The organism is Providencia sp. JUb39 (assembly GCF_012272845.1).
In the GTDB taxonomy this organism is placed as follows: Bacteria; Pseudomonadota; Gammaproteobacteria; order Enterobacterales; family Enterobacteriaceae; genus Providencia; species Providencia lanzhouensis.
The window spans coordinates 1232911-1245214 of sequence record NZ_JAAWXD020000001.1 but is presented as its reverse complement, the minus strand read 5'-3'; the positions used below and the strand labels follow the sequence as shown (position 1 = coordinate 1245214).

The 12304-nt window shown below is 40.2% G+C and carries 11 protein-coding genes and 3 tRNA genes; 3 read left to right on the top strand and 11 right to left on the bottom strand.

The features are described from left to right. Window positions 1–336 precede the first annotated feature (336 nt). Both gpmA and HFU86_RS05555 read left to right on the top strand, forming a co-directional pair. Window positions 337–1089 (top strand): 2,3-diphosphoglycerate-dependent phosphoglycerate mutase, encoded by a 753-nt coding sequence (gene gpmA / locus HFU86_RS05560; protein WP_036950561.1) that lies wholly within the window; start codon window positions 337–339, stop codon window positions 1087–1089. A 175-nt stretch (window positions 1090–1264) separates the two neighbouring features. After that, window positions 1265–1999, top strand: a complete 735-nt coding sequence (locus tag HFU86_RS05555; RefSeq protein ID WP_187128863.1) for a hypothetical protein — start codon at window positions 1265–1267, stop codon at window positions 1997–1999. 48 nt (window positions 2000–2047) lie between these two features. Here the strand turns inward: HFU86_RS05555 and HFU86_RS05550 are convergent, their stop codons facing one another. The 4 genes from HFU86_RS05550 to nadA form a co-directional block, all read right to left on the bottom strand. Further along, window positions 2048–3001 (bottom strand): hypothetical protein, encoded by a 954-nt coding sequence (locus HFU86_RS05550; protein WP_187128862.1) that lies wholly within the window; start codon window positions 2999–3001, stop codon window positions 2048–2050. Window positions 3002–3330: 329 nt separating this feature from the next. Further along, a complete protein-coding gene (gene aroG, locus HFU86_RS05545) occupies window positions 3331–4386 on the bottom strand; it encodes a 3-deoxy-7-phosphoheptulonate synthase AroG (protein WP_132494293.1) in 1056 nt (351 codons plus the stop codon). A gap of 332 nt (window positions 4387–4718) precedes the next feature. Continuing rightward, window positions 4719–5441: a nicotinamide riboside transporter PnuC gene (gene pnuC / locus HFU86_RS05540; RefSeq protein WP_132494291.1), complete on the bottom strand. Its 723-nt coding sequence runs from the start codon at window positions 5439–5441 to the stop codon at window positions 4719–4721. 95 nt (window positions 5442–5536) lie between these two features. Further along, window positions 5537–6577, bottom strand: a complete 1041-nt coding sequence (nadA, locus tag HFU86_RS05535; RefSeq protein WP_132494289.1) for a quinolinate synthase NadA — start codon at window positions 6575–6577, stop codon at window positions 5537–5539. Between the two features lie 239 nt (window positions 6578–6816). On the opposite strand from nadA, the gene HFU86_RS05530 reads away from it, so the two are divergent. Further along, the gene (locus HFU86_RS05530; protein ID WP_187128861.1) at window positions 6817–7689 is read left to right on the top strand and encodes an aminoglycoside 6-adenylyltransferase; all 873 of its coding nucleotides are present in this window, start codon (window positions 6817–6819) and stop codon (window positions 7687–7689) included. Between the two features lie 143 nt (window positions 7690–7832). Here the strand turns inward: HFU86_RS05530 and HFU86_RS05525 are convergent. From HFU86_RS05525 to tolA, 7 genes are all read right to left on the bottom strand, one after another. Then, window positions 7833–7908 (bottom strand) — tRNA-Lys (locus HFU86_RS05525). Between the two features lie 34 nt (window positions 7909–7942). Beyond that, window positions 7943–8018 (bottom strand) — tRNA-Lys (locus HFU86_RS05520). Window positions 8019–8052: 34 nt separating this feature from the next. Then, a tRNA-Lys gene (locus HFU86_RS05515) sits at window positions 8053–8128 on the bottom strand. Between the two features lie 205 nt (window positions 8129–8333). Then, the gene (gene cpoB, locus HFU86_RS05510; protein ID WP_036947759.1) at window positions 8334–9116 is read right to left on the bottom strand and encodes a cell division protein CpoB; all 783 of its coding nucleotides are present in this window, start codon (window positions 9114–9116) and stop codon (window positions 8334–8336) included. Between the two features lie 22 nt (window positions 9117–9138). Further along, window positions 9139–9636 carry a peptidoglycan-associated lipoprotein Pal gene (gene pal, locus HFU86_RS05505; RefSeq protein WP_006660438.1) on the bottom strand — a complete coding sequence of 166 codons (498 nt, stop codon included), beginning with the start codon at window positions 9634–9636 and terminating at the stop codon, window positions 9139–9141. A gap of 43 nt (window positions 9637–9679) precedes the next feature. Further along, a complete protein-coding gene (gene tolB / locus HFU86_RS05500) occupies window positions 9680–10972 on the bottom strand; it encodes a Tol-Pal system beta propeller repeat protein TolB (RefSeq protein ID WP_036947763.1) in 1293 nt (430 codons plus the stop codon). A gap of 144 nt (window positions 10973–11116) precedes the next feature. Beyond that, entirely contained in the window at window positions 11117–12259 is a 1143-nt protein-coding gene (tolA, locus tag HFU86_RS05495) for a cell envelope integrity protein TolA (protein WP_187128860.1), read from the bottom strand. Window positions 12260–12304 lie beyond the last annotated feature (45 nt).

Below are 12304 nucleotides of genomic sequence, written 5' to 3'. Positions count from 1 at the left end.
TCATTTATTACCCCTTATCAAATTTCCCAATAAATTAATCCAGCACATATTATTATTGAATTTTTCACTTGCTGTATCGATTCACTTAGGGTTAAATCTATGGCATACCTTCTGATTTACTGAACCAGTGACACGGTGCTAAAACACCTAATAGACTAAATCGTTTCGTCTAACCTTAAGTTAAATTAAAACCACTAATCCCAAGATATTATTGCTTTTTTTGACTTGAAACTGAGAAAACGTCATGTTGTCACTAGCGTTCGGGACGACTATCCCTATAATGTAGGTCAGCAATAATTCATTTCTAATTTGAATGTACTGATAGGAGTTTTAGCTATGGCTGTAACTAAACTGGTTTTAGTAAGACACGGTGAGAGTGAGTGGAACAAAGAAAACCGCTTCACCGGTTGGACTGATGTAGAACTGTCAGAGAAAGGTCGTGAAGAAGCCAAAAATGCAGGTCAACTGCTGAAAAAAGAAGGTTTTGTTTTTGATTTCGCTTATACCTCCGTTCTAAAACGTGCCATCCACACCTTATGGAACATTCTGGATCAAGTTGAACAGCAATGGCTGCCAGTTGAAAAAAGCTGGAAATTAAACGAGCGTCATTACGGTGCACTGCAAGGCTTAGACAAATCAGAAACCGCTGCTAAATACGGTGATGAGCAAGTGAAACTGTGGCGTCGCGGTTTTGCAATTACTCCACCAGACCTGACTAAAGATGATGAGCGTTTCCCTGGTCACGACCCACGTTACGCAAACTTAAAACCATCTGAATTGCCAGTGACTGAAAGTTTAGCAACCACTATCGACCGTGTTGTTCCTTACTGGGAAGAAGTGATTAAACCACGCGTTGAAAAAGGTGAGAAAGTGATCATTGCCGCTCACGGTAACTCACTGCGTGCACTGGTTAAATATTTGGACAACATGGGTGAAGAAGAAATTCTGAACCTAAACATCCCAACAGCAGTACCACTGGTTTATGAGTTCGATGAGAACATGAAACCAATCAAGCGCTACTATCTGGGTAACCAAGATGAAATCGCAGCAAAACAAGCGGCGGTTGCAAACCAAGGTAAAGCGAAGTAATTACTAACTTTTCTTTATGCCTATTGAGGGTTAAGCCAATGGCTTAGCCCTTTTTTATTGGCATTTTTCTTTATTTTTCGAGTTTGATTATAAAATCCATCACCTCAGAGTGTCGAAAACACCGAGAACCGACTATCATAGGGAAAATTCACTGAAAGGTTTATAAAACAAGATAATGAATAAGTTTAATCTTTATGTCTGGGTGGGGTTGATCCTCAGCGCCAGTATTTTAGGTGCGCTACTGTATATGTTACAAACAGGGGAAATGACTCTTGAAGGCCCTGCTGGCAGCGCAAACCCTGAGCTGATGAAAACATTGATGATCATTGCGTGTGTCAGCTTCCCTCTGCAAATCGTCAGCATGATGGTTCTCAATTATAAACCTACATTCGCTATTGTTCTGGCCGTGGTCAGCAGCGTAGCGCTCATGCCAATTACTATTGTGTTTGCGATGGGGATGGTTTTTTCTGCCATTCGCTGGCGTTACCACCAACTCACGCCATTTGATACCACTATTAATGTGCCTTTCGATGTCAGCATCCCGATGAATAAACGCAGCAATACAATGATGGTATTCCCAATTGCGATTTTAGGTATCGTACTGATTGTATTAAGCCAAAGCCTAGGTATGTTTTTATTCGTACTGGCCGTTTTCTTAGGTTTCTTTGGTAAAAAAGCGAGTAGCACTACCTACTTGGCTATCAAAGATTCACATTTTTATATTCGCCCGAATATTTTTGCTTATTGTTACCGTATCCCACTCAAAGATGTGAAATATATAAAGACAGAGAAAGGAAAACTGTTTTTTATCGCGAAAGTTGATGGCGATGAAATAAAGCTTTCTGCAAATCCTATGAATGTAACACCTGAGGATAATACCAAGATTAAAAATCTCATTGATAGATTTTAAATTACAAATAAAAATCTCTGCCAATAAATGTACTGGCAGAGATTTATTTTAATATACTGTTATAGGCAAAATAGGCTCTAGAGTATAGTAATTAGCCATATTTAGAATGGTTGTCGAATCGTAAACTTTAAATCCAGCCATTGTAATAGATAAGTTATCAGACATAATATCATGAGTAACATCAATATACTCAGGTATTCCAACACTATTATGTAAAACTCTTACGCCATTACTATCTAATATATCTAATTTTTGGCTCACCATATAAATATTATTTAAAATGTCATTATTAGCTTTATCAATATTAGCATTAACATCTACTATATCATCATGGTTCAAATTACCAGATGCTAATTTTTTACTCTGTTCATGAACATAGGCTCTTCGTTCAATAATTACTTCACCATGTTGTTCTAAATCACTTATATGGTTAAAGCCTGTATATTTACCCGTTTCATTGAATTCTTTAATGCTATCATTAAGTTCGTCTATTGTTTTTCTTAAATTAGCAATACTATGTTGTGTTGCTAGAATTTGATTTTGAGACTTAGTGAGTAAATAGCGTCCTTCTTCAGGTAATTTAGATGATATTACTTTTAGCTCTTGAGTAAACTCAGGAGGTGTTAATTCAAATTCCTCCAGTCTGTTGATTTTTTCTAATATTTCATCCAGATCTTTTTCTGTACTTTGACCATTATAAATATAATCACGAATGTTACCTAAATGCCTGTCATACTCTCGACATTCATTTTCTAAATCAATATGATACCACCAAGTATCATCAAGATACATAATAATTGTATTTAACTCATTTTCGTTAATGATTCCTACATTTAATGCATCACGCTCGAATGCATTAAAATAGCCTAGATTATTATCCGTGATCACTTTCTTTAAGTTTTCACTCGATTTATTAAAATCTTTCACATACCCACTAGATTCAGTATAAAACCTATCCATTTCCAACTTATGGTTAATTTTATTTAAATTTTTAGTATCCATACTTGCATTCTCCATAAAATATTTTTTATTGAAATTATTAATCACATAGCAAAATAAAGATTAAAATAAACCTTAATTAATAATTTGTTTTTTAATTTACAGTTGAATATTAATTTATTTCATTTAACAGATGGCATATCCCCCATGTCAATACTCCTTATTGAACTATATTTCTGTAAACTCTTTTGCTACAAAATAAAAATATCCAAATTAAAAGAAAAATACAAATTTTATTTTTATATATTTTAAATTGAATTATATCTTAATAAAAATTAATAAAAAAAGCTTAGTTTAATTAAAAACTAAGCTTTTATTTTAAATATATATGCTTATTTATTACGACGAGCAATCACTGCATCGGATAATTGACGCAATACTCTTTCGGTATCATCCCAACCAATACACGCATCCGTGACACTTTTACCGTAAACCAAAGGCTCGCCAGATTCTAAATTCTGGTTGCCTTCAACTAAGTGGCTTTCGATCATCACCCCAGTAATTGAGCGATCGCCATTGCTCAGCTGTGCGCTAACATCCGTTGCAACTTCCATCTGTTTTTCAAATTTCTTGCTGCTGTTCGCATGACTAAAGTCGATCATAATGCTTGGGATAAGCCCTGCATTCGTCAGCCCTTCACGCACATCTTTAACATGTTCAGCGCTGTAATTTGGCGTTTTACCGCCACGTAAAATAATATGGCAGTCAGGGTTTCCGCTTGTATTCACAATCGCTGAATGACCCCATTTAGTGACCGATAAGAAACTGTGCGCCGAGCGCGCTGAATTAATAGCATCAATCGCAATTTTAATTGTGCCATCAGTTCCGTTTTTAAACCCTACAGGACAAGATAAGCCGGAAGCTAATTCACGGTGGATTTGTGATTCAGTGGTACGCGCACCAATGGCGCCCCAGCTCATTAAATCCGCCACATATTGTGGGCTGATCACATCGAGGAATTCACCCGCCGTTGGTAAGCCTTGGTCATTGATCGTTAACAGCAGCTCGCGCGCGATACGTAACCCTTCGTTAATATCAAAACTATGATCCATATGAGGATCGTTAATTAATCCTTTCCAACCAACTGTAGTACGCGGTTTTTCAAAATAAACACGCATCACAATTTCTAAAGAACCTTTTAACTCTTCACGAAGTTTTTTCAAGCGCTCAGCATATTCCAAAGCCGCTTTTGTATCGTGAATAGAACATGGACCAATGACAACGACTAGACGGTCATCTTTCCCTACTAGGATATTGTGAATAGCATGACGAGCTTCATGAACGGTAAACGCCGCTTTATCAGTTGCTGGAAATTTTTCAAGCAGTGCAATAGGGGGTAATAATTCTTTTATTTGTTTTACTCTGACGTCATCGTTCTGATAGTTCATACTGGCATATCCAATGTTTATTATTTTTCCTAAAGTTGAGTTACATACCTTTTTGAGTCTCAATAGCTAACAATTAACTTAAAATGCGACAGGTATCGAATTTTCAATCTAACTGTTCCCTAGCCATCTGTAAACAGCCAAAATGGCGAGATAATCGCTCCTTATTCCGCTTCTGATTATAAAATGAGGTGAAACAGTGATATCTAGCACAATAGCTAAACAGTTGAGGGATAATACAGAGTAAAAATATAAAGAAACGGCTAAATAACGATGATGTTACTTTAGCCGTTTTTTGCATTTTTTCCTATTGAGTAACTGACTCAACAAGAAGCTTAGCTACGAGATAGCGCCGTTGAGCCATTTTCTTTCGCGGATTTGATCCATAACCGAGAACCATTCAATGCAATGCCAAGCAGAATTAAATATTCCAGTGACATAGCATAAACGCCCTGGATAAAGAAAATCACAATACTAATAACATTAATCACCACCCAGAGTAGCCAGTTTTCTACATACTTACGGGTCATTAAAATCATCGCTACCACAGATAACACAGTCATTGTGGAATCCCAGAATGGGAAAGCATCTGGATCTAGCGTTGGTAAGGTTAAGTTAGCACCAAATAGGTTTAATAATTCAACCGCCCAAGTTGCAAGGCGCCCAAATACCGCATCAATATTAAAGGTAAGGAAAATAATAGCTAAAACCGAAATAACCAGCGTTATTAATGCCTTAGGAAGACTTAGCCAACGGATTTTCAACTCAGCTTCTTGAGAGTTTGATACGCGGCTCCACGCATACCAACCATAAATATTGGCGCCGAAGAAAAATACCTGTAAAAGCAAGTTAGCATATAGCTGAATTTGAAAGAAAATCACTGCGAATAAGGTCACGTTAATGAGGCCAAATAAGTAGTTGATGGTTTTTTCAAAGCTTGCCAATAGAATGCACAATAAACCCGCTATTGTGCCAACAGCTTCAATATACGAAAGATCATAAATAGTTCCCCATACAGGGATCTGCACTAACGTATTTGCGGTGCTAAAAAACTCCATTTTCAAATCCTATTTATCATTCATAGTTAAAATAGCATTGCTCATCAATATCACACGGTTAACTTATTTGAAATTAAACCGAGCATTTTTGGTTGTTATTTTAGACTTTCTGCAAACTTTAACATTTTATCCAATGGTAATAGGGCTTTTTCACGCAGCTGTGCGTCTACATGAATTTGGTGCTCGATTCCATTGCCTTCTAACGCTGCTGTAATCGCCTGTAAGCCATTCATCGCCATCCACGGACAATGAGCACAAGTACGGCATGTTGCCCCTTCACCTGCCGTTGGAGCGATATACAGTGACTTATCTGGACATGCTTGCTGCATTTTATAAAAGATACCCTTGTCGGTCGCCACTATCATGGATGGATTAGGCAAAGTTTGCGCAGCTTTAATCAGTTGGCTAGTTGAACCGACAGCATCCGCTAAATCGACAATGGCTTGGGGGGACTCAGGATGAACCAGTACCGCCGCTTCAGGATACATGGCTTTCATTTTCTCTAATGATTGAGTCTTAAATTCATCGTGAACGATACAAGCCCCTTGCCAGCACAGAATATCCGCGCCGGTTTGTTGTTGAACATAGCGTCCTAAGTGCTTATCCGGCGCCCAAATGATCTTTTCTCCGAGGCTATCTAAGTGTTCAATCAACTCCACCGCAATACTGGAGGTCACAACCCAATCAGCACGGGCTTTTACCGCGGCTGACGTGTTCGCATACACCACCACAGTTCTGTCTGGATGAGCATCACAGAAGCGGGCAAATTCTTCGTCTGGGCAGCCAATATCCAGCGAGCATTGTGCGTCGAGTGTTGGCATCAAGACATTTTTTTCTGGGCTTAGGATTTTGGCTGTTTCCCCCATAAATCGTACGCCAGCAACAACCAGGGTTGATGCATCATGTCGAGCGCCAAAACGCGCCATTTCAAGGGAGTCGGCAACACAGCCGCCAGTTTCTTCAGCTAATGCTTGTATTTCAGGATCGGTATAGTAATGGGCTACGATCACCGCATTTTTTTCGACCAATAATTGCTTAATGCGCTCACGATAAAATGCTTTCTGATCGGTATTTAACAGTGCTGGCTTAGGAGGAAAAGGATAAACAGCATGGTCAAAATCGATAAACTCGCTCATTTCTTGCCTCTGTTTAGCAGAAAGTTATTTTATGCTTGTAAATATTCATAAAACCCCTAATTCTGCATATTTTCGTTTTATATACTAAACAAGATACGCTTATTTGGCTAAGATGTCTCCAACCTTTTCACCTATAAGCGAATGATTTTATCATAGTGCCCTTTTTCACGATTTGTTTTTCGCTTTTATCCTCATTTGTCGGTATCTTAGCGGCTTCTGTTAACTCCAATAGGTTAGTTATGGAATCACCTGCAACGCTATTAAATAAAATAATTTCTATTTCACTACTCGAACCTAGAATCGAAGCCGTCATACTGACTGGATCTAGAGGGAGAGAATTAGACATCGATGGCTATTCAGACATCGATATTGAACTCATTGGTCATGGTGTGACTGCACTTTTCAATGATAAACAATGGGTTAGCCTTATTGCCAATCCATTAATCGCATTACATTTAGAAAATGGTGGTGAAAATGAGCCAGAAGATCCCACCTGCTTAGTAATTTATGAAGAGGGGCGCAAAGTAGATTTTACATTTGCAGAACCTTCTCGATTACTCAAAATGCAGCAACAAGGGTTAGATAGTACTTACTCACGTGGTTTCATGGTGCTGTTAGATAAAACCGGGATCACGGATGCACTACCGTCGCCTAATCCTCGCGTATTAAAACCTGCACCGTTAAGTGAACATCAGTTTAATGAACTGGTTACGGATTTTTGGTTTGAAGCACACCAAGTAGCAATTGCATTAACGCGTAATGAGCTATGGAGTGCTTGGTCAAGAAGTACTGACATGAAACGCTTCTTTCTCAGTTTACTTGAGCAAACTGTTGCACATGGAAATACACAGCATGATGTTTGGTATAACGGTAAACATTACCAGCAATGGATGCCTGTGCGTGTTATTCAAGCAACTGAAACGATTTTTGACTGTGGTACTGCGCAAAAAGCTGCATTATCTCTACATTGCTTGATGGGACATTTTATAGAAGCGATGACTGAGGCCATTGAACTGTTTGGTTATCAAGATAATCGAGCGGTAGGTTTAAAAGTGCAAGAAATTGTTATCGGGATTTTAAAGGATAATGGGTTAATCGCCGAAGGGTTGTAATTGGTGATGCGGAACTGGCGAGGGAATGCTGGTTTTTTGGGATGAGAGTTGATTGTTTGTGTAAATTATTCTTTGACTAAATTAGGAATAATTGGTGTTAAGAGTGAATGCTAATGGGATTTTATTGAAAGAATTTTTTGATATGGTGGGTCGTGCAGGATTCGAACCTGCGACCAATTGATTAAAAGTCAACTGCTCTACCAACTGAGCTAACGACCCATCTGAAATGCTTGAATTGTTTACTACTTTTAGATGGTGGGTCGTGCAGGATTCGAACCTGCGACCAATTGATTAAAAGTCAACTGCTCTACCAACTGAGCTAACGACCCATCTGAACTGCTTGAACTGTTTACTGCTTTTAGATGGTGGGTCGTGCAGGATTCGAACCTGCGACCAATTGATTAAAAGTCAACTGCTCTACCAACTGAGCTAACGACCCATCTAAATGTTTTTAGAATCAATGTTTAATCGATTCTTGCTGATATGACTCGGATTTATCAACCCGCGCTTTCTCGTATCAACGGCGGCTTATATTACTGATTTCTGACGAGGGTGCAATGGTTTTTTTTAAAAAAAAGATTAAGTGCACACTAAACATACGGATAACCCCGAAATATTCGGCTACATCGCTTCGGGGTTATCAATTACAGTGTACTGAGCTTCTTCTCTGCAAGTTTTGCACCAGAACTATTTGGGTATTGTTGTAATACCTGCTGGTAAACAGCCTTCGCTTTATCTTTCTGTCCCTTATCTTGCATGATCAAACCCACTTTAAATAAGGCTTCACTGCTTTTTTGAGACTTAGGATACTGCTTAACTACAGTCGCAAAGTAGAATGCGGCGTCATCCTTGCTACCTTTGTTGTAGTTTAACTGTCCTAGCCAATAGTTGGCATTCGATTGATATCCAGATTTTGGATATGTTTTGATAAACCCTTGTAATGCACCAATCGCTTCATCAATCTGTGCTTTGGACTTACTTTCCATCGCCAGTTTAACAGCTGCGTTGTAATCATCTTTTTCATTACCACCGGAGCTTGCAGCTGGTGTATCTGAAGAAGATGATTGCGCATTTGATGCACTAGTATCAGTTGCATCTGAAGAGCTTGAAGAATCACCACCACTCGCTTTGTCTAATTGCATATACAAATCTTTTTGGCGCTCAACAACTTGATTCAATTTGTATTCACTTTCTTGAATCTGTCCACGTAACATATCAATATCACGTTGGTTATCGGCTAATTGCTGCTGGATTTGATAAATCATTTGACCTTGAGAGCTAACAGCAGTCTCAAGTTGAGTGAGGCGGTCTGCGGAAGAACCCGATCCGACATTGTTGATTGGCGCTTGGGCAATAGCGGCCCAAGGGGCCGCTACGCCAACCAATAACGACAGACCAACTAGTAATTGTCTGAAGTTACTGTTCATAATAGATAATTTCGCTTATCTATTAGTATGCAATGACTGCACGACGGTTTTTCGCGTAGTCTGCTTCAGTGTGACCTAACACAGCTGGTTTTTCTTTACCGTAAGAAACCAGTGAAACTTGGTCACCTGAAACGCCTTTGCTTTGCAGATACATTTTAACTGCGTTAGCACGACGCTCGCCCAGTGCGATGTTGTATTCTGGAGTACCGCGCTCATCCGCATGGCCTTCAACAACAACACGTACAGATGGGTTGCTACGCAGGAATGCTGCGTGTGCATCTAACATTTCAGCGTACTCTGGAGATACGTTGTATTTATCGAAACCAAAGTAAACAGTGTTGTTCTGTTGCAGTTGTTCCATTTGCTGACGTGCCAGCTCTTCCGCAGACAGACCAGTGTTAGTTTGATTCATAGAAGAATCGTCACCAGTTTGGTCGTTGTTTTTGTTAGAGCTACAAGCTGCGACTGCCATGATTGGTAATGCGATCATCAGCCCTTTAAGCACTTTATTCAGTTGCATCGTTTTGATCCTTAATATTTTTGCCACACATTATTATTATGCATCACAGATACGGCGACCAGGCAGGGAATTTAACCTGTCCATCGGTTGCCGGAAGACGCGCTTTGAAACGCCCGTCGGTCGAAACTAGCTGCAATATAGTCCCCAAGCCTTGAGAGGAGCTATAAATTACCATAGTGCCGTTAGGTGCGATACTCGGCGTTTCATCTAGAAACGTTGACGTTAAATATTCAACGTTACCCGTTGCCAGATCCTGTTTGGCGATATGTTGCTGACCGCCCCCGGAGCTGACCATCACTAAGAAAGTTCCATCCGGGCTTACATCAGCGTCCTGATTTTGTGATCCTTCATAGGAGACACGAACAGGACTACCACCATTAATATTCATTTTATAAATCTGCGGACGTCCTGCCTGATCAGAGGTATAAACTAAAGTTTGGCTATCCGGCATCCAGCTTGGTTCAGTATTGTTACTGCGACCATCTGTTACTTGACGAATTTGACCACTACCTAAGTCCATCACATATAAATTCAGGCTGCCTGTCTTAGACAGAGCAAAAGCTAGTTTAGTCCCATCTGGTGAGAATGCAGGTGCCCCATTATGACGTGGGAATGATGCAACCTGACGAACCGCACCACTTGATAGAGTCTGGATAACTAGCGCAGAACTACCACTTTCAAACGTTACGTACGCAATCTTTTGGCCATCTGGTGACCAAGCTGGCGACATTAAAGGTTCTGGCGAACGGTGAACCGTGAATTGGTTAAAACCGTCATAGTCAGAAACTCGTAATTCAAACGGATATTGACCGCCGTTAGTCTTCACCACGTAAGCAATACGTGTACGGAAAGCACCACGGATACCAGTCAATTTCTCAAATACTTCATCACTTGCAGTATGCGCTGCATAGCGTAACCAATCTTTGGTCACTTTAAATTGGTTTTGCGCTAAAACTGCACCTGGGTTAGCGGCAACATCCACTAACTGATAGCTAACAACAAAGCTACCATCAGCTGCTGGTTGAACTTGACCAACGACAACCGCGTTAATGCCTAACGCAGTCCAAGCTTCTGGCGTCACTTCTGAAGCCGTGCCAGGTTGCTGAGGCATGCGGCTTGGTTCAATAGGGTTAAATTTACCGCTATTGCGTAAATCAGCACCGACAATTCCGCCCACTTCTTGTGGCGGCGCACCCGCGCCAGCCCATTTAAATGGGACAACGCCGATTGGCTGAGCTGAGTTAACACCTTCAGTAATCTCAATACGGATCTCTGCCTGAGCAACAGTAGCCCATAGCATTAAGAACCCGAGAACTATTTTAAACGCATGCTTCATCCTAATCTCCCTTACTGCGATATTCACCACCGCAATAATTCGCTGAATTTTAACAAAGGTATACTAACAAAACTAGATAGCACACAAACTATTTATTACATTGCCTCAAAATTTACAATACAGACTGCTCTGAGTTGTTGAAAATCAAGGCTTAAATACCAATGTGCTACCCGATTTATTAAACGTATCATAGACCTCTCTGCTAGGTGGTTTTGGCATAGTCGCAAGTTTTGCTGCTCTCATTGCCGCCTCACATAACGCGGGATCATTTGCTGGATTATTTTTCGGTGAAATATTCACCAACAATCCATCTGGTGCTAACTTCAATTGCAGTTCACAAGTACGTCCACGATAACTTTCTGAGTCATAGAATTTACTTTGAACAGCAGCCTTAATTTTACCGGCATAGCTATCAACATCAGCATTCGATGCGCCTGATTTTTTACCACCACCGCTACCCGCAGCTGTTTGTCCACCTTGCTTGCTTGGCCCTGATGCAGTTAAATCACCCAGCAAATCATCAACAGATGATGCACTTTTCGCAGCTTCAGCTTTGGCTTTCGCTGCTTTTGCTTTAGCTTCTTTGTCCGCTTTTTCTTTAGCTTCTTTATCTGCCTTAGCTTTAGCTTCTTTGTCAGCTTTTGCTTTAGCATCAGCATCGGCTTTAGCTTTGGCTTCTTTATCTGCTTTAGCTTTAGCGTCAGCTTCCGCTTTTTCTTTAGCTTCTTTTTCTGCCTTAGCCTTAGCAGCTTCAGCTTCTTTCTTAGCTTGTGCGTCAGCTTTCTCTTTCGCTGCCGCTTGTTCTTTCACGAGTTTTTCTTTTTCAGCTTTGGCTTGAGCAGCGGCTTCTTCCGCTATTTTTTGCTCTTCCTTCGCTTTTTTAGCCGCGTCTAAGGCTTGTTTTTTCTGCTCTTCAGCTTGTTTTTGCTGTTGTTCAGTTTCTCGCTGGGTTTGGATCCGTTCTTCTTCAAGTTTTTGCAGACGTTTTTGTTCCTGCTCTTGCTTTTCTCTTAGCTCAGCATCTTGTTTTTGCTGCTGTTCTTTACGTTCTTTAGCTACTTGCTGGGAGCTTTTTTGCTGCTGCTGAGATTGATTATATTGCTCAACAACTGCACCTGGATCGACCATCACAGCATCAATGACCGTTCCCTCTTCCCCACCGCCGCCAAGTTGGACGACTGTCACTAAAGAGCCTATAACGATCAAAGCAATCAATAAGATGTGCAGACCAGCTGACATCAATAATGAGCGCTTCAAATCATCCTGTTTCTCTTTTGTCTTTCCCACTCTGGTTTCCAAAAAAAGAATCGATTCTTTTCAACTATATCCGCG

Bases quoted from the DNA above. Each gene is read 5' to 3' on its own strand.
- pnuC (WP_132494291.1), bottom strand. From the start codon at position 5,441: ATGGAGTTTTTTAGCACCGCAAATACGTTAGTGCAGATCCCTGTATGG.
- HFU86_RS05550 (WP_187128862.1), bottom strand. From the start codon at position 3,001: ATGGATACTAAAAATTTAAATAAAATTAACCATAAGTTGGAAATGGAT.
- tolB (WP_036947763.1), bottom strand. From the start codon at position 10,972: ATGAAGCATGCGTTTAAAATAGTTCTCGGGTTCTTAATGCTATGGGCT.
- gpmA (WP_036950561.1), top strand. From the start codon at position 337: ATGGCTGTAACTAAACTGGTTTTAGTAAGACACGGTGAGAGTGAGTGG.
- cpoB (WP_036947759.1), bottom strand. From the start codon at position 9,116: ATGAACAGTAACTTCAGACAATTACTAGTTGGTCTGTCGTTATTGGTT.
- pal (WP_006660438.1), bottom strand. From the start codon at position 9,636: ATGCAACTGAATAAAGTGCTTAAAGGGCTGATGATCGCATTACCAATC.
- nadA (WP_132494289.1), bottom strand. From the start codon at position 6,577: ATGAGCGAGTTTATCGATTTTGACCATGCTGTTTATCCTTTTCCTCCT.
- HFU86_RS05530 (WP_187128861.1), top strand. From the start codon at position 6,817: ATGGAATCACCTGCAACGCTATTAAATAAAATAATTTCTATTTCACTA.
- aroG (WP_132494293.1), bottom strand. From the start codon at position 4,386: ATGAACTATCAGAACGATGACGTCAGAGTAAAACAAATAAAAGAATTA.
- HFU86_RS05555 (WP_187128863.1), top strand. From the start codon at position 1,265: ATGAATAAGTTTAATCTTTATGTCTGGGTGGGGTTGATCCTCAGCGCC.